Origin of the sequence: Pseudomonas cremoricolorata, assembly GCF_000759535.1 — a bacterium.
Lineage (GTDB): Bacteria > Pseudomonadota > Gammaproteobacteria > Pseudomonadales > Pseudomonadaceae > Aquipseudomonas > Aquipseudomonas cremoricolorata_A.
Genome location: NZ_CP009455.1, coordinates 696994 through 722444 on the forward strand (window position 1 = coordinate 696994; position 25451 = coordinate 722444).

General features: G+C 63.0%; 22 protein-coding genes and 1 pseudogene. 10 read left to right on the plus strand and 13 right to left on the minus strand.

Features of this window, described 5'->3' with window-relative positions:
- Positions 1-53 precede the first annotated feature (53 nt).
- Together LK03_RS02930 and hrpB are read right to left on the minus strand one after the other, a co-directional pair.
- Positions 54-692 (minus strand): response regulator transcription factor, encoded by a 639-nt coding sequence (locus LK03_RS02930; protein WP_038410991.1) that lies wholly within the window; start codon positions 690-692, stop codon positions 54-56.
- 129 nt (positions 693-821) lie between these two features.
- Positions 822-3332, minus strand: coding sequence for an ATP-dependent helicase HrpB (hrpB, locus tag LK03_RS02935; RefSeq protein ID WP_038410992.1), 2511 nt, complete (start codon positions 3330-3332; stop codon positions 822-824).
- Positions 3333-3450: 118 nt separating this feature from the next.
- Here hrpB and LK03_RS02940 point away from each other — a divergent pair, with 118 nt between their 5' ends.
- Positions 3451-3870: a hypothetical protein gene (locus tag LK03_RS02940; RefSeq protein ID WP_038410993.1), complete on the plus strand. Its 420-nt coding sequence runs from the start codon at positions 3451-3453 to the stop codon at positions 3868-3870.
- Positions 3871-3894: 24 nt separating this feature from the next.
- On the opposite strand, the gene LK03_RS02945 is transcribed toward LK03_RS02940, so the two are convergent.
- Together LK03_RS02945 and LK03_RS02950 are read right to left on the minus strand one after the other, a co-directional pair.
- On the minus strand, positions 3895-4902 hold the full coding sequence (locus LK03_RS02945) for an AI-2E family transporter (protein WP_038410994.1): 1008 nt from the start codon (positions 4900-4902) through the stop codon (positions 3895-3897).
- A 172-nt stretch (positions 4903-5074) separates the two neighbouring features.
- Positions 5075-5356 (minus strand): PsiF family protein, encoded by a 282-nt coding sequence (locus LK03_RS02950; protein WP_038410995.1) that lies wholly within the window; start codon positions 5354-5356, stop codon positions 5075-5077.
- Positions 5357-5545: 189 nt separating this feature from the next.
- On the opposite strand from LK03_RS02950, the gene osmE reads away from it, so the two are divergent.
- Both osmE and LK03_RS02960 read left to right on the plus strand, forming a co-directional pair.
- A complete protein-coding gene (gene osmE / locus LK03_RS02955; protein WP_038410996.1) occupies positions 5546-5887 on the plus strand; it encodes an osmotically-inducible lipoprotein OsmE in 342 nt (113 codons plus the stop codon).
- A 51-nt stretch (positions 5888-5938) separates the two neighbouring features.
- Positions 5939-6469: a ferritin-like domain-containing protein gene (locus tag LK03_RS02960; protein ID WP_038410997.1), complete on the plus strand. Its 531-nt coding sequence runs from the start codon at positions 5939-5941 to the stop codon at positions 6467-6469.
- Between the two features lie 85 nt (positions 6470-6554).
- On the opposite strand, the gene LK03_RS02965 is transcribed toward LK03_RS02960, so the two are convergent.
- The gene (locus LK03_RS02965; RefSeq protein ID WP_038410998.1) at positions 6555-8618 is read right to left on the minus strand and encodes an AsmA family protein; all 2064 of its coding nucleotides are present in this window, start codon (positions 8616-8618) and stop codon (positions 6555-6557) included.
- A 343-nt stretch (positions 8619-8961) separates the two neighbouring features.
- Between LK03_RS02965 and LK03_RS02970 the strand changes: the two are divergent.
- The 4 genes and pseudogenes from LK03_RS02970 to LK03_RS02985 all read left to right on the plus strand — a co-directional run.
- Positions 8962-9279 (plus strand): annotated as a pseudogene (locus LK03_RS02970) (phage infection protein); the annotation flags it as partial.
- A 144-nt stretch (positions 9280-9423) separates the two neighbouring features.
- Entirely contained in the window at positions 9424-10056 is a 633-nt protein-coding gene (locus LK03_RS02975) for a TetR family transcriptional regulator (protein WP_038410999.1), read from the plus strand.
- Positions 10057-10129: 73 nt separating this feature from the next.
- Positions 10130-11260, plus strand: coding sequence for an AGE family epimerase/isomerase (locus LK03_RS02980; protein WP_038411000.1), 1131 nt, complete (start codon positions 10130-10132; stop codon positions 11258-11260).
- Between the two features lie 68 nt (positions 11261-11328).
- On the plus strand, positions 11329-11595 hold the full coding sequence (locus LK03_RS02985; protein WP_038411001.1) for a hypothetical protein: 267 nt from the start codon (positions 11329-11331) through the stop codon (positions 11593-11595).
- On the opposite strand, the gene LK03_RS02990 is transcribed toward LK03_RS02985, so the two are convergent.
- From LK03_RS02990 to LK03_RS03015, 6 genes are all read right to left on the minus strand, one after another.
- On the minus strand, positions 11592-12359 hold the full coding sequence (locus LK03_RS02990) for an SDR family oxidoreductase (protein ID WP_038411002.1): 768 nt from the start codon (positions 12357-12359) through the stop codon (positions 11592-11594). The two genes, LK03_RS02985 and LK03_RS02990, sit on opposite strands and share 4 nt — an antisense overlap.
- A 551-nt stretch (positions 12360-12910) precedes the next feature.
- Positions 12911-13627, minus strand: a complete 717-nt coding sequence (locus LK03_RS02995; protein ID WP_038411003.1) for an ABC transporter ATP-binding protein — start codon at positions 13625-13627, stop codon at positions 12911-12913.
- The gene (locus LK03_RS03000; protein WP_038411004.1) at positions 13624-14499 is read right to left on the minus strand and encodes an ABC transporter ATP-binding protein; all 876 of its coding nucleotides are present in this window, start codon (positions 14497-14499) and stop codon (positions 13624-13626) included. Before LK03_RS03000 ends, LK03_RS02995 begins: the two co-directional genes overlap by 4 nt.
- Entirely contained in the window at positions 14496-15785 is a 1290-nt protein-coding gene (gene livM / locus LK03_RS03005; protein ID WP_038411005.1) for a high-affinity branched-chain amino acid ABC transporter permease LivM, read from the minus strand. The genes LK03_RS03000 and livM overlap by 4 nt, the downstream gene beginning before the upstream one ends.
- A gap of 2 nt (positions 15786-15787) precedes the next feature.
- Positions 15788-16702, minus strand: a complete 915-nt coding sequence (locus LK03_RS03010; protein ID WP_038411006.1) for an ABC transporter permease subunit — start codon at positions 16700-16702, stop codon at positions 15788-15790.
- Positions 16703-16905: 203 nt separating this feature from the next.
- On the minus strand, positions 16906-18042 hold the full coding sequence (locus LK03_RS03015) for a branched-chain amino acid ABC transporter substrate-binding protein (RefSeq protein ID WP_038411007.1): 1137 nt from the start codon (positions 18040-18042) through the stop codon (positions 16906-16908).
- Between the two features lie 451 nt (positions 18043-18493).
- Here LK03_RS03015 and pncB point away from each other — a divergent pair, with 451 nt between their 5' ends.
- Together pncB and nadE are read left to right on the plus strand one after the other, a co-directional pair.
- Positions 18494-19699 (plus strand): nicotinate phosphoribosyltransferase, encoded by a 1206-nt coding sequence (gene pncB, locus LK03_RS03020; RefSeq protein WP_038411008.1) that lies wholly within the window; start codon positions 18494-18496, stop codon positions 19697-19699.
- 3 nt (positions 19700-19702) lie between these two features.
- Positions 19703-20530 carry an ammonia-dependent NAD(+) synthetase gene (gene nadE, locus LK03_RS03025; RefSeq protein ID WP_038411009.1) on the plus strand — a complete coding sequence of 276 codons (828 nt, stop codon included), beginning with the start codon at positions 19703-19705 and terminating at the stop codon, positions 20528-20530.
- Positions 20531-20604: 74 nt separating this feature from the next.
- Here nadE and azu read toward each other — a convergent pair whose 3' ends face one another.
- Together azu and LK03_RS03035 are read right to left on the minus strand one after the other, a co-directional pair.
- Positions 20605-21054: an azurin gene (azu, locus tag LK03_RS03030; RefSeq protein ID WP_038411010.1), complete on the minus strand. Its 450-nt coding sequence runs from the start codon at positions 21052-21054 to the stop codon at positions 20605-20607.
- A 365-nt stretch (positions 21055-21419) separates the two neighbouring features.
- Positions 21420-23729, minus strand: a complete 2310-nt coding sequence (locus tag LK03_RS03035; RefSeq protein ID WP_038411011.1) for a YgiQ family radical SAM protein — start codon at positions 23727-23729, stop codon at positions 21420-21422.
- A 567-nt stretch (positions 23730-24296) separates the two neighbouring features.
- On the opposite strand from LK03_RS03035, the gene LK03_RS03045 reads away from it, so the two are divergent.
- The gene (locus LK03_RS03045) at positions 24297-25451 is read left to right on the plus strand and encodes a YcaO-like family protein (RefSeq protein WP_038411013.1); all 1155 of its coding nucleotides are present in this window, start codon (positions 24297-24299) and stop codon (positions 25449-25451) included.

Genomic DNA, 25451 nt, shown 5'->3' on the forward strand with positions numbered 1-25451 from the left:
GTCGGCAGGTCAGAGTCGGGCTTTAGCGGCAACTGGCCGTTATCCATAGTGCTTCACGGATTGATCTGTCGCGCTGCGCCGGTAACGCCTGGTACGTGCCCGAACTGCGCTGCGGCCGCCGCGCGGGTGGGCACGCCCAACGATTTGAGCAGGGTGGACACATGAATACGCACAGTGAAAGGAGAAATGCCCAGATCCTTGGCGATTTCCTTGTTGGTCTTGCCCACGGCGATCAACCCGAGCACCTGCCGCTGGCGCTCGGTAAGCGGGTCAGGACCCGGGTCGTGCAGCGGGTGCTCGGCGTTGTACTGCACTACTAGCTCACCCTCGCGGATGGCGCTGATGGCCTTGGCGATGCCGGCAGGGTCGACATTCTTGCCAATGAAGCCATCGGCGCCCTGGGCCATCACCTGGGCGATCACCTCGAGGTCTTCGACCATCGACACGATGATGATCGAGGTGCGGCGAAACTCTTCACGCAGTTGCCCGATGACGTGCAGCGAGGTCATGCCGGGGAAACGCAGATCGAGCATCAGCGAATCGACCTCCGCCCCTGCGCGCGCCAGGTTCAGCACGTCATCCAGGGTGGCGGCCTGTTCGATCACCGCGCCGGGCAGCAGGCGCTGAACGATGTTCGACATCCCTTCACGAAACAGCGGGTGGTCATCCGCGACGATGATTCGGTGCGCCATGTGCCAGGTCCATCCGGTCGACGAGTTGCCGGATAGTAGCGCAAAGCTGGCTGTGAGTTTCATATTTGAAACAGGCAAGATAGTGGCTAGATGCAATCATTTATCACCAATTGCAAGCAACTTGCCCTTTCAGGTTTTGCGCGGTTTGGCTCTGGCAGTGGCTTCGGCGACCAGTGGATCATCCGGCCAGTAGTGTTTCGGATAACGACCTTTGAGGTCTTTTTTCACCTCGGCATAAGTGCTGCGCCAGAAATTGGCCAGGTCCTGGGTCACCTGCACCGGCCTTCGCGCTGGCGACAGCAGGTGCAGGGTCAGTACTTGCCTGCCCTGGGCGATGCGCGGGGTCTGCTCTAGGCCGAACAGTTCTTGCAAACGTACGGCCAGCACCGGGGGGTGTTCGTTGTAGTCGATGCGGATGCTGGAACCCGACGGCACCTGCACGCTGATTGGCGCCTGGACATCGAGTTGCTGGGGCAGCGGCCAGGGCAGCAGGTTGCGCACGATCGATGAAAGATCGAGCTGGGCGAAATGGCTGACCCGGCTGACCCGCTCCAGGTAGGGCGCAAGCCAGTCTTCGAGGCTGGCGAGCAACGTTGCGTCGCTTAAATCGGGCCACGGGCCGGCTTCATCCAGACTGCGCAACAAGGCCACGCGGGCTTGCCACTGGCGCAGCTCCGGGGTCCACGGCAGCAGTTCCAGGCCCCTGCGGCGCACGTAGTTGATCAGCGCCTGGCTGCGCGCGGCGCTGTCCAGGTTGCTCAGTGGCGCGGTGGAAAGCACCAGTTCACCGACCTTGCGCTGACGCTCGGCGCGCAGCACGCCTTCGCGTTCATCCCAGTCCAGTTGGTCGACCACGCTCACCTGGTCGGCCAGCACGTCGTCGAACAGCGCCGGGTCGAAATCGGCGGCCAGGTAGATGCGCTCCTCACGCTGGCCCTGGCGGCTGCCGAGGTCGGCGATCACCAGCCAGGGGTGTTTCATCAGTGCGTCGGGGCTGGCGAACAGCGCCGCGCGGCCATTGCTCAGGCGGTACTCGCCGCCGCCATCGCGGCGTTGCTGGGCAATGCGGTCGGGGTAGGCAAAGGCCAGCAGTGCACCGACCCAGCGCGGCGCTTGCGGGTCGGCCACGCTGGCCTTGGCCGCGCCGCGCAACTGGCCGCGGTACTGGCGCGCCAGCTGCCGGGCGCGCTGCACGCCACCCTGCTCGCCACGCTGGGCGCGTTGTTCACCGCCCAGCAGCGCCAGGCGGCTGTGGATATCCGCACCGGCGCCGCGCTGGATGTCGCGCTCAGCGAGTAACGCGGCCAGATCACAGGCCAACGGCCCCAGCCCCAGCGCCTGGCCGCGCAGCAACAGGTGGGCGATGCGCGGGTGTGCCGGCAGTTGCGCCATGTCCTGGCCGTGGCGGCTGAGGTGGCCACCTTCGGCCAGTGCGCCGAGGCGGCGCAGCAGGTCACGGGCCTGGGCGAAGGCGGCGCTGGGCGGCGCGTCGAGCCACTTGAGCTCATCGGGCTGCACGCCCCAGCGGGCCAGCTGCAAGGCCAGCCCGGCGAGATCGGCCTGGAGGATTTCCGCCGCGGTATAGGCTGGCAATTGCTCGTGCTGGGCCTGCGACCACAGCCGATAGCACACGCCCGGCTCGACACGCCCCGCCCGCCCGGCGCGCTGGGTGGCGCTTGCGCGGGAGATGCGCTGGGTATCCAGGCGGGTCATGCCGCTGCGCGGATCGAAGCGCGGTACGCGCTCGAGGCCCGCGTCGATGACCACCCGCACACCGTCGATGGTCACGCTGGTTTCGGCGATGTTGGTGGCCAGCACCACCTTTCGCAGCCCCACAGGCGCCGGCTGGATAGCCGCGCGCTGGGCATCCAGGCCCAACTCGCCGTGCAACGGGCACAGAACAATGTCGCGGCACTCGCCCAGGGCCTCGCTCAGTGCCTGCTCGACCCGGCGAATCTCTGCCTGGCCGGGCAGGAACACCAGCACGCTGCCCGGTTGTTCGGCCAAGGCTTCCAGGCAGGTGCCGACCACCCGCTGCTCGACCCACTCACCGGCCTGGTACGGCGCGCCCCATACCGTTTCGACCGGGAACATGCGCCCTTCGCTGGTGACCACCGGCGCGTCATCGAGCAAGCGCGACAGCCGCTCGCCTTCCAGGGTGGCCGACATCAGCAGCACTTTCAGCAGGGTGTCGTCGCGCAGCATGGCGCGTCCATTGAGGGTCAGCGCCAGAGCCAGGTCGGCATCGAGGTTGCGCAGGTGGAACTCATCGAAAATCACCAGGCCGACGCCGTCCAGCGACGGGTCTTCCTGCAGACGGCGGGCGAGAATGCCCTCGGTGACCACCTCGATGCGGGTGTTCGGACCGACCTTGCTGTCCAGGCGAATGCGGTAACCGACCGTTTCACCGACCGCTTCGCCCAGCTCGCTGGCCATGCGCTCGGCAGCCGCACGGGCGGCCAGGCGACGCGGTTCGAGCATGACGATGGTCTGCCCGGCCAGCCAGGGCTCATCGAGCAGGGCCAGCGGCACGCGGGTGGTCTTGCCGGCGCCAGGCGGTGCTTCGAGCACCACTTCATGGCGTTGGCTCAACGCCTCGCGCAAAGCTGGCAGAACGGCATCAATCGGTAGTGAAATCATGGTGGTCCTCGGGCGGGGCTGGGAGTATAACGGCGAACTGGCCAGCCCTGGCCATGGTCCTACCGCTCGACGCCGGCTCTGCACCGGACCCGTTGCGGCTTTTCATCCGGAGATCCACATGCGTATTCCTTCCCGCATCATCGGCGGCGCCGTCATCGCCACCTTGCTGACCCAGCTCACCGCCTGCGGCACGCTGTTCTACCCCGACCGCCGCGGCCAGATCGACGGCAAGGTCGACCCGGTGATCGTCGCCCTCGACGCCATCGGCATCCTGTTCTATGTGATTCCGGGCCTGCTCGCCCTGGGCGTCGACTTTGCCACCGGCGCGATCTACTACCCCGACGGCACCACCGCGCAGGTGTCACCGGAAAAACTGCGCCCGGCAGTCGAGGCCGACGGCAAGGTCAACCGGGTCAAGTTGCAGGCGATTCTGGAAAGTGAACTGGGCCAGCGCCTGCCGCTCAACGACCCGCGCCTGATCGAACACCGCGGCAGCGTCGAGCAACTGGCGGCGTATGGCTTGCATCCGGTCATCTGAGCCACTGGGGCCGCCATGCGGCCCCTACACCAGCTCGATGCGCCGTAGCTCACTTTTCAAATAGGCGTAGTAGATCGGCCCGGCCACCACCCCCGGCAGGCCGAACGCCGCCTCGCACACCAGCATCGCCAGCAGCAACTCCCACGACTTGGCGCGAATCTGCCCACCCACGATGCGTGCGTTGAGGAAGTACTCGACCTTGTGGATGACGATCAGGTAACCCAGCGCCGCCATCGCCACCCAGATCGACAACGACAGCCCGACGATGGTGATCAGGGTGTTGGAGATCAGGTTGCCGATCACTGGCAGCAGGCCAAGCAGGAAGGTGAGCACGATCAGCGTCTTGGTCAGCGGCAGGTGCACGCCGAACAGCGGCAATACCACCGCCAGGAAGACGCCGGTGAAGGCGGTGTTGAGCAGGGAAATCTTGATCTGCGCGAAGACGATGTTGCGAAACGCCTGTACCAGCAGGCTTAGGCGCTCGAACAACGCCGCTGCCAGTGGCTTGCGCCGTGAAATGTCGGGCAGGCGCTGCAAGGCGACGATAGCACCGAGGATCATGCCGATCAGCAAGGTCACGAACATGTGCGCCATGCCCTTGCCAACCAGTTGCAACTCGCTGAAATGCCCTTTGAGCCAGTCGCCGATGGCCACCTTGAACTCGGCGGCGCTGGCCGGCAGGTAGGCGTCGATGAAGGGCGGCAACTGCCCCCGGGCGCGGTCGACCAGGGCCATGAACTTGTCCAGCGAGGCGCCGGGGTTCTCTGCTTCGTGCAAGAGGAAACTGAACGCCCCGGCGATCAGCAAGCTCAGGGTCAGCACCACCAACGTGCCGAGCAGCGCCACCGCCAGCCAACGGGCGCGTTGTCCGGCCAGCAGTGGCTGCAACCTCGGGGTGAGCATGTTGACCAGCTCGAACACCAGCAGGCCGGCGAGCAGGCTGGGCAGCAATTTCAGGGGCAGGGCCAGCAGCAGGCCGGCAAACACGATGATCCAACTGGCAATGGTGATCTGGCGGGGGGTGAAGGTCATACAGCCTCGGCGGCAGACAGCAGAAAAGACCCGCAGTCTGCCAGCCTTCTTGCGACAAAAACAGCAAGCGGTGCGGGTTAGCCTGCGCGCCGCCGACCCGATACTGGCGTAGTGCCCTGCTGCGCATGCCGGCAATGCGCGCTACAGCCGCCGTGCTGCGCTGCCGATCGCGTCATTTCTTCTTCAGACAATCACTCATGAACGCCTTGCGCTCGTCACCCTTGAGGGTCTTGGCGCTGGCATCGGCGTTACAGGTTTTCATCTTTTCCTGCTGAGTCGCGGGCTTGGCTTTCAGGCACTGGCTCATGAACGCCTTGCGCTCATCGCCCTTGAGCGACTGCCCGCTGGCCTGGGCGTTGCAGGATTTCATTTTCTCTTGCTGGGGGGTGGCGGCGAACGTGCTGGCACTGAGTGAAAGGCCGAGCAGCAACAGAGGCACGGTGATCATCTTCATGACGAGGGCTCTCCCGAAACGCTGCGCACGGCGCGCCGCGATGCGAATGAGTGTAGACAAGTTTTGCAACAGCTAACGGCAGTCATGTGCAGTCATACGACTTGACGGCCAGACATCGATCGCAAATCGAACTCCCGCGAATGCCTGCGGTTCCAAGCAAAACAGACCTTATGCACGGAGCCGGACCCCATGATCAAACAGACGCTCGCACTTCTTCTGGTTGGTGCCTCCCTGGCCGCCTGTAGCAGCCACCCGGAGAACCCGGTGGACCATGTCACCTACCGCAATGAACCGCTGGTCAAGCACGTCAAGGACGGCATGACCATGCAGAAGGTCATCGCCATCGGCGGCAGCCCCTCCAGTGTGATCGATCTGCCCAACGGCGGCACCTGCAATGACTACATCCTCAACCATGAGGGTCAGCAGCAACCCTATTACGTGCGCTTCGATGTCACTGGCCATGTCGATGCCAAAGGCTTCAAGACCTGCAAACAACGTGAAGAGGAACGCCGCGCCACCCCAGGCGCCTAAGCCCTCCGCTGATTCAACCTGAACCGATTCCTGACTGTTTTGGAGAACACTATGAGCAATGTTGAACTGACCGATAAAGAAACCCTGCGCGCCCGCGCCCGCCAGCACGTCGAGAACGGCGCCGTCACCGAAGGCTACAGCGCTGATCGCAAAGAGATCATCAAGCTGCTGAACGAGGCGCTGGCAACTGAGTTGGTGTGCGTGCTTCGCTACAAGCGCCATTACTTCATGGCAGATGGCATCAAGGCCAATGTCGCCGCCGAGGAATTCCTCGAGCACGCCAATCAGGAAGCCGCGCACGCTGACAAGATTGCCGAACGCATCGTGCAACTGGGGGGCGAGCCGGAATTCAACCCCGATCTCCTGAGCAAGAACTCCCACGCTCAATATGTCGCTGGCACGAACCTCAAGGAGATGGTCCTGGAGGACTTGGTCGCCGAGCGTATCGCCATCGACAGCTACCGCGAAGTCGTGCAGTACATCGGCGATAAAGACCCTACCACTCGCCGCATCCTGGAAGACATCCTGGCCCAGGAAGAAGAGCACGCCGACGACATGGCCGACCTGCTCAACGGTCTTTGATCTGCCACAAGGCTGATTGTGATGCAGCAAAAGGGCGCCAGATGGCGCCCTTTTTTGTGTTCGTGAAGAGTACACGTCTGCCTCGTCACTGCTTGCCCTTGACCGCCGCCGGCGCCTTGCCGGCTTTCATCTGTTGCAGCAGCGGGGTGCATTGGTTGTCTTCGCTGTCGCCTGGGGCGATCAGCGCCAGCAGGCCCGCAGCCGGTCCGACGGCTACACCCAGTGCGACCATGCCGGCTCCGCGCAACGCCAATGGCAAGGCCTGCACGCCGGCGCTGGGCTTGGCGAACGTGCCGCGCACATACAGCGGTGTGCGCAGCGAGAACAAACGCAGCCCCTTCGATTCCGGGGTGATCTTCAGGTCCATTCGCTCGTTGGCGAAGTTGGCCGTGCCATTGATGTAGATGATCGCGTTTTCCGTGTCGAACACGAACACTCGAGTGCTGGCCAGACCATCCTTGATACCCACATCGGCAGCGGCGCAGTTGATCTTCACATCCTCGTCGCCGAACAACTTGTCGACGATGTAGTTGCCCACGTTGAGGCCGGCGATTTCCATCAGGCTACGGCTGACGGCGCCATCGTTGATCAGCATGCGCAGGTCACCATTGGCCGTGCCCAGCAAGGTCGCCACCGAGTTGCCGCGCCCAGTGATATCGGCGTCACCATTGAGCTCACCAAAGCTGGTCTGCATCGGTGCGAAGGTGGGGAACAGCTGCTTGAGCTTGAAGCCGCGCGCGGTCAATTGCGCCCGACCCTGCATGGGCGTGCTGCGACCGTCCAGACGAATGGTGCTGCTGAGGTTGCCACCGGCCACGCCGAAGCGCAGCGGCTTGAGTTGCAGCAGGCCATCGTCGAGCACCACATGGGCTGAAAGATCTTTGAACGGCAGTTGCTCGCTGTGCACGATGCGCTTGCCATCGAAGCTGACATCGGCATCCATGACCCGCCAGCGCTCGGTGCGGAACTCCTCGACCGGCAGCACTTTGTCGGCAGGCTGCTTGCTGGCGCCGCCGCGGGCCTTCTGTTCGGTGTTGGAGTCGGCACCGATCAGCGGCGCCAGGTCCTTGAACAGCAGTTGATTGGACACCAGCTTGCCCGACAGCTTGGGCCGCGGCTGGCTGGCGACATAACCCAGATCGCCGTGAATGTCGCTGTCACCGATCTTGCCGTTGAAGCCCTGGTAGTCGTAGGTGGCGCCGTTGGCAGCATGCAGGTTGGCCTTGAGCCGGCCATCGGTGGAGTACGGCGGGGTGTCCGGCAGGGTCACGCCGGTCAGCGGGTAGAGATTACCCAGGCTCTTGCCTGACAGGCGCAGCCGCAAGTCCAGCGCACCGAGGTTGCGTGGGTCGGTCAAGGTGCCGGCAACCCGCGCGCGGGTGTCACCGGCGCGTGCGTCGATCTGCAGCGGGAACGGCTGGTTGGCCTCCTGCAAGGCCAACAGGCCGCCGATCTTGCCGGTGGCCGAGAACGGCTGCTTCTTGTAGCGGCCGTCGGCCTTGAAGCCGAAGGCGTAGTCTTGTGCGCCACCGACTTTTTCAGCGGTGGCCTTGCCGACGATCTCGCTGTAGGGAATCGGCTTGCCCAGCGGATCGATCTGCACTTTCACACTGGTGTCGAGGGTCTGGTCGTCGAAGCGCACGTTGCCCTGATCGAAGCCAATGGCACCGATGTCGACGGTCCATTTCGACGGCTCAGCGTTTTCATCCTTGGGGCCGAAGTCGAAGGTCCAGTTGGCGCGGCCATCGGCCAGGCGGGTCAGGCTGGCATCAGGCTTGACCAGATCGATGCGCGGAATGCTGATGGTCTGCGCCAGCAGCGGCAGCGGCGCAAGACGAAAATCCACCCGCTCCAGGCCGACCATGCGCGGCTCCTTGAGCCACTCCGGGTTACCCAGGGTGATGTCCTCGGCGGTGAAATGCGGCCACGGCACCCAGCGCCGCCAGCCACCCTCATCAGGTGAGGTGCGCCAGTGCACGGCCAGGTTGCCGTTGATGGCGAAGGGACGGTGCAAGGCTTCGGAGACTTTCTCGTTGATGAACGGCTTGGCGCGGTTCCAGTCGAAGGTGGCGATGATGATCAGCAGGATCGCCACCACGGTCAGCAAGGTGGCGAGGGTCCAGGTGAAGATTCGAAGCGGGCGCGTCATGCGGGGTTTCTCCTGACGTCATGGCACTCGGCAAGCGGGAAGTACGGCTCTTGCTAAGTGGGACTGACGAAAAGCGCGGGGGTTTAATCGCTGCACCGCAGCATAGCGAAGATTTTCCCTCAGGCCTCGGCGACTTGCCCCTGGCCAGGCGCGCCTCAATGGCAGCGATGAGCGTTGTGGGCGCCGCTGCGCACCTTGTACAACCGTTGATTAAGGGAAGGTTAGAACGACTATCAAACCTGTCGATGGTGACCATCAGCTCAATGAAATGGTGTCTGTGGGTAGCGCGCGTAGCATTGCCGACGTACCCACTTTTCAGCGCCCTTCAAGGAGCACCCTGATCATGAAACGTCCTTTTCTGCTTGCCTTCGCCCTGTCTGCTCTGGCCGCCAACGTCTACGCCATGCCGGCGCAGGAGCAGCCTTTACTCAGTCAATCCCGCGCCAGCGATGCTGCGCTCGCGCAGCCTTCGAACAGCCTGGCCGAGGGTGGCTCGGATCGTTTGATCGAGCGCAACGACCGCGTGGCCGAAGGCGGTTCGGATCGGCTGATCGAGCGCAACAACCGCGTGGCCGAAGGCGGTTCTGATCGGCTGATCGAGCGCAACAACCGTGTGGCCGAAGGCGGTTCGGATCGGCTGATCGAGCGTGGTCACACCGTCTGACCGGGCGCCGTGGCCTGCGAATGGCTCGATGGATGTGCCGCCCGGTCGCCGCTCAAGCGGTTACACAAGCCTGCCCCTGCATTGACCTGCGTTCGTGCTTTTCACTAGAGTGCCCTGCCGTACCTCGCCAGAAGTCTGCCCATGTCGCCGCGCGCCGAACAGAAGCTTCAGACCCGTCAGGCCTTGCTCGATGCTGCCTGCGAGCTGATGCAGAGTGGTCGCGGGTTCGGCAGCATCAGCCTGCGCGAGGTGGCGCGCAGCGCGGGTATCGTGCCTACCGGGTTCTATCGGCATTTCCCCGACATGGACGCCCTGGGTCTGGCCCTGGTCGGCGAAGTCGAAACCACGTTCCGTGACACCATCCGCCGCGTACGCCACAACGAGTTCGAGCTCGGCGGCATCACCGACGCCTCGGTGCGCATTTTCCTCGACGTGGTGGCCGCGCACCGCACCCAGTTCCTGTTCCTGGCCCGCGAGCAGTACGGCGGCTCCCATGCCGTACGCCAGGCCATCGCGCGGCTGCGCCATGGCATCAGCTCGGATCTGGCCACCGACCTGGCGCGCATGCCGCGCTGGCAGCACCTGGACCACGTGGCGCTGTCGATGATGGCCGATCTGGTGGTCAAGACCGTCTTCGCTACCCTCCCGGAACTGATCGACAGCCCCGACCCGGCGTGCCCCGAACCCCTGAGCGCGCAAGAGAAGATCGCCCAGCAACTGCGCTTCATCTTCATCGGCGCGCGCCACTGGCAGGGCCTGAGCAACCCCGGTTGAGGCGCCCCTGGCGACGAAGCGCGCCGGCAGTTCTGCTACCATGGCGCCCTGCCTGATCGCCACGAGCCCTGCCATGTCCAACGCCCTTTCCTGCCTGTCCGAGCTGAGCCAGCGCCTGAATCGCGTACGCCGGCACTTCGCCGAGCACATCGTGCCGCTGTGGCAAGGGCCGGGCTGGAACGCCGAACTGGCGCTGCCCTTCGAGGCCCTCGACGCCCAGCAGCGTCCTGAACCGGTCAAGCGCTATCGCGCCATGGCCTGCGCCCGCCAGTTGTACCTGTTCAGCAGTCGCCTCGAGCAGCCCGGCGCGGCGCAACGGGCGGCGGCGTTGTTCGATTCCTTGCAGCGGCATTTCCATGATGCTCAGCACGGCGGCTGGTTCTACAGCATCGATGCCAACGGCAAGCCACTGGATCGACGCAAAGACCTCTACACCCATGCCTTCATCGCCTTCGCCTGCGCCCACTATTGGGGCCAGGTCAAGGCACCGGCCGTGGCAGCGGTGCTCGATGACGTACTGACAGTCGTCACCCAGCGTTTCGCCCGCACGGACGGCCTGTATGAAGCAAGCCTGGCTGAAGACTGGTCGAACCTGAACACTGGCCCGCTGCAAAACCCGTCGATGCACTTGGCGGAGGCCTTCCTGCAAGTGCTGGCCGTACGCGACGACAGCGCTACCGAGCAGGCGCTGCTGACACTGTGCGACGCGTTGCACCGCCACTTCATCGAACCGCAGCATGGGTTGATGCTGGAGAAACCCTGCGGCACTGTGGATAACTGGTTCGAGCCAGGACACCAGTTCGAGTGGTTCTATCTGTTGGAAACCTCGGCGCTGCTGCGTGGCACCCCGCTGCACGCAGCCATCGACCGCGCCTTCGACTTCGCCGAGCGGCACGGCGTGGAACGCGGCGCGGTGCTTGCGATGCTCGATGTGCAAGGGCGCGTGCTCGACGCCACCCAACGCATCTGGGCCAAGGCCGAATACCTGCGTGCGCTGGTACTACGGCCCAACGCCCAAGGGCGCCTGCTCGAGCAGCTCAGCGCCCTGGAGCAGTTGTTCTTCCATCCGCACGGCTGGCACGAATGCCGTGACGCCAGCGGCGCCGTGAGCCGCCACGACATGCCCTCGACCACGCCCTACCATTTGGCGACCGCGCTCGAAGGGCTGCGGCGACTCGACTCGGCTGGAACCATCGCCCACTGATATTTTTGTCAGTTTCGCCGCTGCTGGGGACTTGCTAGCGTAAGGCCATTCCTTTGGAGGAACGGCCCATGCAAAGCAAATCCGTCAAAAAGCACCTGAGCGACGAAATTAAGGCCACAGAGGCTCATGTCAAAAGCGCCAAGCTGGAAAAGACCAGAGCACTGCACACTCGCAAGCTGGACTTGCTGAACAGCCTGCAGCGCTACGTTGAGCGCACCGCCAGCAAGGAAGATGCCCTGCTGGCGGATGTGGTCAACGATCTGCTGCAAAGCTGCGGGTTGCTGGACAAGAACAAGACGTTCCGTGACCTCGGCCCCGCCGACGCCGCACCCTAGCCCTTGACCGAGCGGTCGATGGCAAAACCTGCCCAGTCCTGGCTCACCGGCATCAGTTCGAGGTTATTGATGTTGACGTGGGCGGGCTGGTTGAGCACCCAGAAGATGGTTTCGGCGATGTCCTGCGGCTGGATCGGCTCGGCGCCGGCGTAGGTGGCGTCGTAGCGTGATTGGTCACCGCCGAAGCGCACCAGGGAAAACTCGCTTTCGCACAACCCCGGCTCGATGTTGGTGACGCGCACGCCGGTGCCGCGCAGGTCGCAGCGCAGACTCAAAGAGAACTGGCCGACGAACGCCTTGGTACCGCCGTATACATGGCTGCCCGGATACGGATAGTTGCCAGCGACCGAGCCGACGTTGAGGATCGATGCGCCACGGCCGTGGGCGATCAGGCGCGGCAGCAGCAGGCGGGTGGTGTACATCAGGCCCTTGATGTTGGTGTCGACCATGGTGTCCCAGTCGTCGAGGTCGCAGTTCTGTGCGGCATCGGCACCCAGCGCCAGGCCTGCGTTGTTGACCAGCGCACGCAGCGTGGTGAAGCTCGGCGGCAGGTTGGCGATGGCGGTTTCCATGGCCTGGCGATCACGCACATCGACCACCAGCGCGTGCACTTCGGTGTGCGCCGACAGCTCTGCACACAGCGCATCCAGACGTTCCTGACGCCGGCCGGTCAGCACCAGCTTCCAGCCCGCCTGGGCGAAGCGGCGCGCGGTGGCTTCGCCAAAGCCGGAGGTCGCCCCGGTGATGAATACGGTATCGGTCATTACGCTTCTCCTGGACAGATCGAAAACGGTTGGCCAGGCAGCATGCCCGCAGGCGGCGCGACCAGCAAGCCGGACAACCGCTGTACGAAAAATGCTCAATCGCCTGAAAGCCACGTCGTAGTAGGCGTGGCGAAGGCTATGCGCACGTTATCCACAAGGCTACCCCCACTGATTGGGGGCAAGTTTCATGACCACCCCGACGAGGCTGTGGAAAACCCCGAGGCCGACGCCGAAGGAATCGCCCACACTCCCTAGCGCACATGCTACGCAGAGCTTCCCACAGACTTACCCACAACCTGCCAAGAGCAGTGGAAAAGGCGTCCGCCGCACCCATAAACAACCGATTCGGCACGCTCCAGATAGATATGGTCAAATAATGATCAAATGCTTGCAGCCCTTGCCTTAAAAGGGCTACAAGCAGTTGCCACCACCTTTTCCACAGGCAGCTCCACACAAACGGTGGAAACTTTACCGGCTGTGCACAAACCGCTACACGCCCCGTAAATCAAAGCGTTCAGCGTTGCACGGGGCAGGCTTGTCCACAGGCTGGTTCAGTGACCACCCAGGTAAGCGTTGCGCACCTCCTCGTTGGCCAGCAGTTCCCGCCCGCTGCCGCTCATGCGGATCTGCCCGTTGACCATCACATAGGCGCGGTCCGACAGCTTCAGTGCATGGTTGGCATTCTGCTCGACGAGAAAGATGGTCATGCCGCCCTGGGCCAACTCGCGCAGTGTGGCGAAGATCTGCTTGACCACGATCGGCGCCAGCCCCAGCGACGGCTCATCGAGCAGCAGCAGCTTGGGCCGACTCATCAGGGCGCGAGCGATGGCCAGCATCTGCTGCTCGCCCCCGGACATGGTCATGGCCCGCTGCGAACGACGTTCCTTGAGCCGTGGGAACAGCTCGTACATGCGCTGCATGTCCTGATCGGCATGTTTGTCGCCGATGGGGATGGTGCCCATCATCAGGTTCTCTTCCACGGTCATATCCGGGAACACCCTGCGCCCCTCAGGCGATTGAGCAATGCCGTTGGAGGCGATGTAGTGCGAGCTCTTGCGGGTGATGTCGGTGCCGCGATAGAGAATCTGCCCCGAGGCCGCCCGCGGCTGGCCGAAAATCGACATCAGCAAGGTCGACTTGCCCGCGCCGTTGGCGCCGATCAGGCTCACCGTCTCGCCCTCGTCGATGTGCATCGACACGCCCTTGAGCGCCTGGATCGGGCCGTAGAAGACGTTCAGGTCACGCAGTTCGAGAATGGCTGCGCTCATACGATTTCCTCTTCTTCGGCACCCAGGTAGGCGGCGATCACGGTCGGGTTGTTGCGAATCTCCTGGGGGGTGCCTTCGGCGATGACATTGCCGTGGTCGAGCACCACGATGTGGTCGGAGATGCTCATGACCATGCCCATGTCGTGCTCGATCAGCACCACGGTCAGGTCGTGCTGGTCGCGCAGCACACGGATCATCCGGCTCAGCGCTTCGGTTTCCTGCGGGTTGAGACCGGCAGCCGGTTCGTCCAGGCAGATGATCTTGGGTCGGGTACACATGGCCCGGGCAATCTCCAGGCGCCGCTGCTGGCCATACGACAGCTCGCCGGCCAGGCGATTGGCGCAATCGACCAGATCGACCACCTCCAGCCAGTAGAAGGCATGGTCGAGCGCGTCGCTTTCGGCCTTGCGGTAACCCGGGGTATTGAGCACGCCGGCCAGCAGGTTGCGGTTGACCCACATGTGCTGCGCCACCAGCAGGTTTTCCACCACCGACATTTCGCGGAACAGGCGGATGTTCTGGAAGGTGCGCGCCAATCCGGCGCGATTGACCAGGTGGGTGCCGCCGAACATCTTGTAGTACAGGCGGTTGGCAAACCGCGCAGGCGAGACGAAATCGGTAGGCTCGAAGCGCTCACCGAGCAGTTGAATGACGTTGGTCGGCGTGCCACGCACGTTCAGCTCGATGCGCCCGCCGCTAGCCTTGTAGAACCCGGTCAGGCAGTTGAACACCGTAGTCTTGCCCGCGCCGTTGGGGCCGATCAGGGCGAAGATCTGGTTGCGCCTGACTTGCAGGTTGACGTCGCTGAGCGCCTTGATGCCGCCAAACTGCATCATCAGGTGCTCGACCGACAGCACGATCTCGTCGTTCATGGCGCCACCCCCTTGCGCACCGGCACCCCGGTGCGACCTATGCGAATCAGTCCGCGTGGACGCCAGATCATCATCAGCACCATGAGCACACCAAACAGCAGCACGCGGTATTCCGAGAAGCTGCGCAGCAGCTCGGGGGCTACGGTCAGCACGAAGGCGGCGATGACCACGCCGACCGTCGAACCCATGCCGCCCAACACGACGATCGCCAGAATCAGCGCCGACTCGAAGAAGGTGAACGACGACGGGTTGACGAAGCCCTGATAGGTGGCGAAGAACACCCCGGCAAGCCCTGCGGTGGAGGCGCCCAGGGTGAACGCCGAGAGCTTGACCAGCACGTGGTTCAGGCCCATCGAGCGGCAGGCGATCTCGTCCTCACGCAGCGCCTCCCAGGCCCGCCCGACCGGCATGCGGGTCAGGCGATGCTTGATGTACAGCACCGCCAGCACCACCAGGAACAGCACCGCGTAGATGAACAGGAATTTCAGGTTGGGGTTGTAGTCGATGCCGAAGAACTCGTGGAACGGCACCCCGCCATCCTTGGCCCGACGGCCGAACTCCAGGCCCAGGAAGGTCGGCGACGGTGCCGGCATGCCATTCGGCCCGCCGGTGAACGACAGCCAGTTGTTCAGCACCAGGCGAATGATCTCGCCAAAGCCCAGGGTGACGATGGCCAGGTAGTCGCCGTGCATGCGTAGCACTGGGAAGCCGAGTATGCACCCAGCCAGCGCCGCAGCGATGGCGGCCAGCGGCAGCACGCTCCAGAATCCCAGCCCGAGGTACTGGTAACCCAACGCCAGGCCGTAGGCGCCGATGGCGTAGAAGGCCACGTAGCCGAGGTCGAGCAAGCCGGCAAGACCTACCACGATGTTCAACCCCAGCCCCAGCAGCACGTAGATCAGCCCGAGGATGACCACGGTCAGCAGGTACTTGTTGGCGAAGATGGGAAAGACGATGGCGATCACGATCAGTGCCGGAATGATGTAGCGCAGCCGCGACTTGTAGTCCAGCGGCCGCACATGCACGCCTGAGCCATTGCCCTCGAAGCCTTGCAGCAGGCGCAGGCCGGGTGCGGTTTGCAGGAACAGACTGAGCAGGAAACGCCCGACCATCACCGCCCCGACCAGCCAGGCGACCCGGGTGGGCTGGGCGTTGAAGCTGTAGCCGTCGAGCACCACGCCGACCACTGGGCCGAACACGATCAGCGCCAGCAGGCCGGCGACCAAGGTTTCGATGAGACTGCGTTTGAGATCGATCGAAGAAGAAGCAGTAGAGGCGACAGTCATGTTCACACCTTGGCCACGAGCGGGCGACCGAGCAGGCCCTGGGGACGGAAGATGAGGATCAGCACCAGCAGCGAGAAGCTGAACACGTCTTTGTAGTCGGTGTTGATCAGCCCGGAGAACAGCGATTCCGATACCCCGAGGATGATCCCGCCCAGCATTGCCCCGGGCAGCGAACCGATGCCGCCGAGCACCGCTGCGGTGAAGGCCTTGATGCCGATGATGAAGCCTGCGTAGAAGTCGAAGGTGCCGTAGTTGAGGGTGATCAGCACCCCAGCCAGGGCCGCCATCACCGCCCCGATGACGAACACGTAGGAGATCACCCGGTCGGTGTTGATGCCCAGAATCGAGGCCATCTTGCGGTCTTGCTGGGTGGCACGGCACATCCGCCCCAGCTTGGTGTACTTGATCACGTAGGTGAGCAGCGCCATGCCGGCGAAGGCGGCGACGAGGATGAAGATCTTGGTGTAGGTCAGTTGCACGAAGCCTGAACCGACGTCGAGCCGCACGGCGCCTTCGAGCAGGGTGGGCACGCCTTGCTGGCGCGCGCCCTGGCTGATTTGCGCATAGTTCTGCAGGATCAGGGAAATGCCGATGGCGCTGATCAGCGGCGCCAGCCGGGCGGAGTTGCGCAGCGGCCGGTAGGCGATGCGTTCGATGGTGAAGCCGTACACGCCAGTGACCACGATGGTGAACAGCAAGGTGCCCAACATCAGCAGCGGAAACGACTCGATCCCGAAATAGGCCAGCAATGCCAGGCTGATCGCCGCCAGGTAAGCGGAGATCATGTACACCTCGCCGTGCGCGAAGTTGATCATGCCGATGATGCCATAGACCATTGTGTAGCCGATGGCGATCAGGCCATAGACCGACCCGAGGGTCAGGCCGTTGACCAGTTGCTGCAGGAAAATACCATCCATAAGACGCAATCTCGCGTAAGGGGATCGCACGTCAAGGCCGAGGGTGGCTGGCGTGCGGATCTACGAGTAGGAAAGGGGCTGGGTGTCAGTCGATCGAACGAGCCGGGCTGCACCTTGTGGCCGCAGCCGTTGCTCGGGGTGGTCCGATCAGGCTGATCGACCGCTCACGCTCGACCGCTACCCAGCCTTGGGCACAGCCGTGGTTATTGTTGTTTGTCGAGCTGGTGGTACTTGCCATTGGCGTCCCACTGGTAGACCACGTAGTCGGAAACGGTGAGATCACCCTTGCTGTCCCACTTCTTCTCGCCCATGACCGTCTGCACCGGGTTGGCCTTGAGCCACTTGGCGGCGTCTTCGCCCTTGTTCGACTTGGCGCCATTGAACGCGGCCGCCAGGGCTTGCAGCGAAGCGTAGGCGTATAGGGTGTAGCCTTCAGGCTCGGTGCCGGCCTTGCGGAATTCATCGACCACCGCCTTGCTGTCGGGCAGCAGGCGCGGGTCGGCGCCGAAGGTCATGTACACGCCGTTGACGTATTGCGCGCCGCCCGCGGTGGCCACCAGTTCGTCGGTGACGATGCCGTCATCGGACATGAACTTGACGTCCTTCAGGCCCTGCTCGCGCAACTGGCGTACCAGCGGACCGGCCTCGGGGTGCAGGCCACCGAAATACACCACGTCGGCACCGGCGGCACGGATCTTGGTGACCACGGCGCTGAAGTCTTTCTCGCCACGGGTCAGGCCTTCGTACAGCACCGGTTTGACGCCACGTTTCTCGAGCTGCGCCTTGGTCGCATCGGCCAGGCCCTGGCCGTAGGTGTCCTTGTCGTGCAGCACCACGACCTTCTGCCCCTTGAGCACATCTACGATGTAGTTGCCGGCCACGACGCCCTGCTGGTCGTCACGCCCGCACATGCGGAACATCGCGCTCAGACCGCGTTCGGTCACCTGCGGGTTGGTCGAGCCGGGGGTGATCGCAATGACGCCGGCTTCGTCGTAGACCTCGGAGGCGGGAATGGTGTTGGACGAGCAGAAATGTCCGACGACACCGATGACCTTGTCCTGATCGACCAGGCGGTTGGCCACCGCCACCGCCTGCTTGGGCTCACAGGCATCGTCGCCTTTGACCAGCACGATCTTCTCGCCGTTGACGCCACCTGCCGCATTGATCTTGTCGGCCGCTGCCTGCGCGCCTTTCATGTATTGCTCACCGAAGGCCGCGTTGGCGCCGGTCATGGGGCCGGCGACGCCGATCTTGACGTCGGCCTGAACATACGACGATACACCGAGGGCCATGGCAACGGCCGCGGCCAGAAACGCTTGCTTGGGAAACGAGTGCGACATGAGGTGGTGCTCCTGGAATTTTTTTAGTAGGCACTACGACTTCACAACGCTGTGAGCTGAGCAAGGGCCGTGCCATGGCATTGCCACTAATGCAAAACAGTCCGGGCGTCTGCCCCGGCAGCGTTCAGGTCGTTCCGCAGCGGGGTGCGCAACCCGCCATGCAGAGCCAGGCGCTACCGCAGCCGTCTCGGCGGCGCAACCGATGTCCGCCATCGGTGCAACCCTTGCTGGGTATACCGCCAGCCAGCCTGTAACAAGCGACGTCACCTAACTGCACATAGCCGGTGCACGACTGCCACCGCAGGCACCATTTCAACGCCGCGCCCTGCGCACTCGCTGTGCGCGGTGCGTGATGCTGAATCACGCAGGGTGAAAAAAGACTGGCACAATGGCGCCCATTGCCCTGCGCGCTCGCGCCCTTTCGCCTGCGCCGCCGACCTGGAGCCCTTCAATGAGCGAGAGCGCATTTTCCGAGCGCATCGTGCATAACCTGCTCGACACCGACTTCTACAAGCTGACCATGATGCAGGCGGTGCTGCACAACTACCCGGACGCCGACGTCGAGTGGGAATTTCGCTGCCGCAATGGTGAGGACCTGCGCCCGTATCTCGGGGAAATCCGCCGGCAGATCGAGCAACTCGCCGACCTGACCCTCGATGAGGGGCAACTGGGCTTTCTTGAACGCATCAGCTTTCTCAAGCCCGACTTCCTGCGCTTTCTCGGGCTGTTCCGCTTCAACCTGCGCTACCTGCACATCGGCATCGACAACGATCAGCTGAGCCTGCGCATCCGCGGCCCATGGCTGCATGTGATCCTCTTCGAAGTGCCGCTGCTGGCGATCATCAGCGAGGTGCGCAATCGCCACTTGCACCCCGACATGCGCCTCGATCAGGCGCGCGAGCAATTGCTGCGCAAGTTCGACTGGCTGCGCCAGAACGCCAGCAGCGATGAGCTGGCGCAATTGCAGGTGGCTGATTTCGGCACACGCCGGCGCTTCTCAAGCCAAGTGCAGGGCGAAGTGGTGAAGCTGCTGCGCGATGACTTCCCGGCGCGCTTCGTCGGCACCAGCAACGTCGACCTGGCCTGGAAGTTGGATGTCAAACCGCTGGGCACCATGGCCCATGAATGGTTCATGGCGCACCAGCAGCTCGGCCCGCGGCTGATCGACAGCCAGGCGGCGGCGCTGGATTGCTGGGTGCGGGAGTACCGTGGGGTGCTGGGCATCGCCCTGACCGACTGCATCACCATGGATGCGTTCGTCAGCGATTTCGATCTGTTCTTCGCCAAACTGTTCGATGGCCTGCGCCACGACTCGGGCGATCCGATCGTCTGGGCCGAGAAGGCGGTGGCGCATTATCGGGCGCTGGGCATCGACCCGATGACCAAGACCCTGGTGTTCTCCGACGGTCTCGACCTGCCGCGGGCCTTGCAGATCTTCCGCACCCTGCGCGGGCGGATCAACGTCAGCTTCGGTATCGGTACCAACCTCACCTGCGACCTGCCGGGCGTGGCGCCGATGAGCATCGTGCTGAAGATGACCGACTGCAACGGCTCACCGGTAGCGAAAATCTCCGACGAAGCGGCCAAGACCCAGTGCCGCGATGCCAACTTCGTCAATTACTTGCGCCATGTCTTCAACGTTCCGCACAAGGGGTGACCGATGCACGCCGTTCAGCAAGAAATCGCTCAGCAACTCAATGTTCAGCCGCCGTTCGCCGATAGCGCCGCACTCGATGCAGAAGTCGCCCGACGCGTGGCTTTCATCAAGCAGTGCCTGGGCAATGCCCGCCTGAAAACCCTGGTGCTGGGCATCAGTGGCGGCGTCGATTCGCTCACCGCCGCCCTGCTCGCGCAACGCGCCGTCAGCGAACTGCGCAAGGAGACCGGCGATGACGCCTACCGCTTCATCGCCGTGCGCCTGCCCTACCAAGTGCAGCAGGACGAACACGACGCCCAGGCGTGCCTTGAGGTGATCAAGGCCGATGAAGTGCACACCGTCGACATCGCCCCCGCGGTGCGCGGCCTTGCCGGGAATGTCCAGGCGCTGGCCGAGGGCACCCCGGCACACGTGGATTTCGTGCTCGGCAACACCAAGGCGCGCATGCGCATGGTGGCCCAGTACACCATCGCCGGCGCGCGCGGCGGCCTGGTGATCGGCACCGACCACGCCGCCGAAGCGGTGATGGGCTTTTTCACCAAGTTCGGCGACGGCGCCTGCGACCTCGCGCCGCTCACTGGCCTGGTGAAAAACCAGGTGCGCAGCATCGCCCGACGCTTCGGCGCGCCAGAGGCGCTGGTGGAAAAAGTACCGACCGCCGACCTCGAAGACCTGGCACCGGGCAAGCCGGATGAAGCCTCGCACGGCGTGACCTACCAGCAGATCGACGCCTTCCTGCACGGCGAATCTGTGAGCCAGGAAGCCTTCGACATCATCGTCGCCACCTACCGCAAGACCCAGCACAAGCGCGAGTTGCCGTTCGCGCCTTGAGGGCGGCAACGGCATTCGGCAGCTGCAAAAAAAGGGCGCCTTCAGGCGCCCTTCAAGTAATACTGCTTAGCCGTTTACTTGACCACCACCTTGCCCTTCATCATCGCGATGTGGCCTGGGAAGGTGCAGAAGAAGCTGTAGTCGCCGCCAGCCTCAAGCTTCGAGGTGTCGAATTTCACTTCGGTTTCTTTCTCTGGCGCGCCGATCAGCTTGGTGTGGGCGATGATCGCGGCGTTGTCGGCCTTGATGTAGTCGTTGGCTTCGCCCTGGCTCATGCCTTCAGTGGCGACGCTCTGCATGTCGGCGGTCTTGGTGATCACCAAGTTGTGGCCCATCACGTTCTTCGGCAGGTTGCCGGAGTGGGTCAGCTTGACGGTGAACTCCTTGCAGCTCTTGTCGACGGTGATTTCCTTGGTGTTGTAGGACATCTGGTCGGTGGAGTCGACGGTGACCGAGCACTCGGCGGCGAACACCGAGGCGCTGGCGAGGGTCAGCAGGGTTACCGCTACGGCTTTCGCAAACATCATGAATCTCCTTGGCAGGGTAGTTCGTTGCGAGACTGCCCGGTTTCGTCGCCAAGGGCGCTGACGTGGGTCAAGCGCGGCGTCAAGGGGGCAGTCGGTAGAATTGTTCAATGGATTGTATACAACTAATTCAAGTGCGCATGATGCACCCTTGATAGACGATGGGACAACCGCTCATTTAGGAGTAATTGCAATGTCCCTTGGTAGCTTGATGCGCGGCATGCTCGCCGCCTACGCCTGTGGCGCCAGTGGCGCAGCCGTGTGCGAATTCGCCCGACCCGAGTGATGGGCCCTGCCCTCGCCCTGTTCAATCAACCTGCAGATACACCACGGGGGCCCTTGCGGCCCCCGTGTGTCGTTGTCGCTTAGCGCGGAATCACTGGCTGGCGTGACTTCTTCCCGGGCTTGCCGGACTTGCCGCCCTTGGCCGCTTCCTTGCGCTCCTTGGCCGCCTGCTGGTTGCGGGCGAAGGCCTCGGCCTTGGCTTTCTCGCGCTTGTCCCACGGTTTGCTACCGTCGCTGGCGCGCGGTGGCAGGCCGGAGTGCTGGGTGAGAATCTTTTGTTCCTTGGCCACCTTGTGGCTGCCCGCCGGCGTGGAGTTCTTGCGCCGCGCACTCTGGTAACTGTCGCTCTGCGGTTGATGCAGCGGAATCAGCTGGTGCTTGCCCGGACCGATCAGGTCGGCGCGGCCCATGCGCTCCAGCGCCTCGCGCAGCATCGGCCAGCCCTTCGGATCGTGGTAACGCAGGAACGCCTTGTGCAGACGGCGCTGCTCGTCGCTCTTGACGATCTCCACGCCCTCGCTCTTGTAGGTGACCTTGCGCAGCGGGTTCTTGCCAGAGTGGTACATGGCTGTCGCCGAAGCCATGGGCGAGGGATAGAACGCCTGCACCTGGTCAGCACGGAAACCGTTGCCCTTGAGCCACAGCGCCAGGTTCATCATGTCTTCATCGGTGGTGCCGGGGTGGGCGGCGATGAAGTACGGAATCAGGTACTGCTCCTTGCCCGCCTCTTTCGAGAACTTCTCGAACATGCGCTTGAAGCGGTCGTAGGTGCCGATGCCGGGCTTCATCATCTTGTCCAGCGGACCACGTTCGGTGTGCTCGGGGGCGATCTTCAGGTAGCCACCGACGTGGTGGGTGACCAACTCCTTCACATACTCCGGCGACTCCACCGCCAGGTCGTAGCGCAGGCCCGAGGCGATGAGGATCTTCTTCACCCCGGGCAAGGCGCGGGCCTTGCGGTACAGCTGGATCAGCGAGCTGTGGTCGGTGTTGAGGTTCTCGCAGATGCCGGGGAACACGCACGATGGCTTGCGGCAGTGCTTCTCGATGTCGTGGCTCTTGCAGGCGATGCGGTACATGTTGGCCGTCGGCCCGCCGAGGTCGGAGACCACGCCGGTGAAGCCGGGCACCTTGTCACGCATCTCCTCGATCTCGCGGATGATCGAGTCGTGGGAACGGTTCTGGATGATCCGCCCTTCGTGCTCGGTGATCGAGCAGAAGGTGCAGCCGCCGAAACAGCCACGCATGATGTTGACCGAGAAACGGATCATCTCGTAGGCCGGAATGCGCTCCTTGCCATACGCCGGGTGCGGTACACGGGCGTAGGGCATGCCGAACACGTAGTCCATTTCCTCGGTGGACATGGGAATCGGTGGCGGGTTGAACCAGACATCGGTTTCACCATGCTTCTGCACCAGCGCCCGCGCATTGCCGGGATTGGTCTCCAGGTGCAGCACGCGGTTGGCATGGGCATACAGCACCGGATCGTTGCGCACCTTCTCGAAGGACGGCAGGCGAATCACCGACTTGTCGCGGGTCATGCCCGGGCTGTCGAGAATCTGCACCACCTTGGCTTCGTTGGGGTCTTCGACCTCGCCCTTGGCTTGCTCGATGGCGCAGGCCTGGGTGTCCTGGGTGTTGACGTAGGGGTTGATGATCTTGTCGACACGACCTGGGCGGTCGATACGGGTCGAATCGATTTCATACCAGCCCTTTGGCGTATCGCGGCGCACGAAGGCGGTGCCGCGCACATCGGTGATGCGCTCGATGGATTCACCCTGGGACAGGCGCTGAGCCACCTCCACCACCGCCCGCTCGGCGTTGCCGAACAGCAGGATGTCGGCGCAGGCGTCGATAAGAATCGAGTGACGGACCTTGTCCTGCCAGTAATCGTAGTGCGCGATGCGACGCAGCGAAGCCTCGATACCACCGAGCACGATCGGCACGTGCTTGTAGGCCTCCTTGCAGCGCTGGCTGTAGACCAGGCTGGCGCGGTCGGGACGGCTGCCGGCCAGGCCGCCCGGCGTGTAGGCGTCGTCGGAGCGCACCTTCTTGTCGGCGGTGTAGCGGTTGATCATCGAGTCCATGTTGCCAGCAGCGACCCCGAAGAACAGGTTCGGCTCGCCAAGCTTCATGAAGTCGTCCTTCGACTGCCAGTTGGGCTGGGCGATGATGCCGACCCGAAAGCCCTGGGCTTCCAACAGACGGCCGATGATTGCCATGCCGAACGAGGGATGGTCCACGTAGGCATCGCCGGTGACGATGATGATGTCGCACGAATCCCAGCCGAGCTGATCCATCTCCTCCCTGCTCATGGGCAGGAATGGCGCCGGCCCGAAGCATTCGGCCCAGTACTTGGGATAGTCGTAGAGTGGCTTGGCTGCGTGCATGTCAGTCACCGGTTCGGAGAGCAGGGAAAATCGCGGGCGCGGAATATAGCACAAATTTTGAGCAAACCCGACGAAAAGCGTGGGACTTATCGTAGTCGCCAGACGTGCGGACGAATGGCGAGTCAGCGTGGCCGTCAGACGCCTTCGGATCGATTGAACAGCCCGCCGGGCGAAGTTTTACCAAATGTAATGCTTCCCTCACCCTCTGAATCATTCAAGTCATTGAAAGAAATCGCTTATTGAAATATCGAGCGCATTTTGTAAGACGCATACTTCATTTAAGGGTAACTTTTCCCACGAAACACTTACTTATTACATCATCCAACTCCATTGAACACTTGCAAATCACCATGATAAAAATAACTGCACTGCAGCAGCGCATCCACCTCATCATACAGGAGTGCCCCTCATGGGACGTCGCCGTACTGAAATTGCCATTCCGCAACTTCCTCGCATCAGCAACTTCAGCTTCCTTGAATACGAAGTTGATTTCCTCAATCGCTTGTAACCCGTGACATCGATCAGGAGGGTTCCTCACCTCCTGATCGCCATTCAAGGATGCCAATCATGATTAGCGAACGCGAGTTTCCCATTGAACAGGCGCGACAGCGGCTAATGGCGTTGTATCGACAATTACACGTGCGTCCAGTACTCACCGAACTTAACGGCGGCCTGGTAGCGACGTGCCTTGCATTCAATGAGGCTGATGAAGAAGTGAGCAGCGGCGCCGGGAAAGGTGAGTGTTGCACCGTCGGCGCAATGGCCGAATGCCTTGAGCACTTGCTGATGAGCACGGCTACACCGACCTTGGTCAGCAGCCAGGTGATACGCGATGCCGCCCGCCGCCACGGCGACGGCCTGCTCGATGCACTTGCGCAGGGCTGTGAAGTGCCCGCGCTGCACCTTCAGGCCATCGATGGTCAGGATGCGCTCTGGGTACCTGCCATCTTGCTCGCCCCGAGTAGCGCCAACCTGGCCGCCATCGAGAACACCCCTGCTGCCTTTCTGGCCAGGTACGCCAGCAACAGCGGTACGGCGCTGGGTTGCAGCGAACCCGAAGCACTGCTGCATGCCTTGAACGAAGTGATCGAGCGTCACGCGCTTTCGGTGTATTACATGGCGCTGTGCGGACTGGCGCCAGCACCCGCGCTGCACCGTCCGGCCGAGTCCTGGCTGGCCGATACCTTCGGCCACGACATCACGCTCTTGCAGCAGGCAAGGCAGATGACGATCTATCTGAACCAGACCGACTTCGGCGTATGGTTCTGCATCGCCATGCCTGCCAAGCCAATAGCTGCACAGCTCAGCAGAGTTGGCTCGGGGTGCTCGACCTCGCCCTGCATCGCGCTCTACCGGGCTGTCACCGAGCAGATTCAGTGCGAAGCGCTCCATGGCCCTGCCGAGGCGCAGGAGGACACGGACACCGCAAGACTCCTGAATCAGTCACCTCGCCTGGCGAAACTGCATCACCCGCGCTGGGAGCATGAACTTCCAGCGCTGTCTCCCGCATCACCTGATGTGTGCGTCACTGCGCAGATAGAACTTATAGTGAAGGCCCTGCACCAACAAAACAAAACTGCATTCTTTCGCACACTTCATCATCACCTGGACGTTGCCACGACCGTGCAGGTTTTCATTCCAGGCCTCGAACGCTTTCATTTGATCCGGTCTGGGGTGCCGGTCGTACCGCAACAGGTCTTGCGTGCAAGGACCAGGCATTGA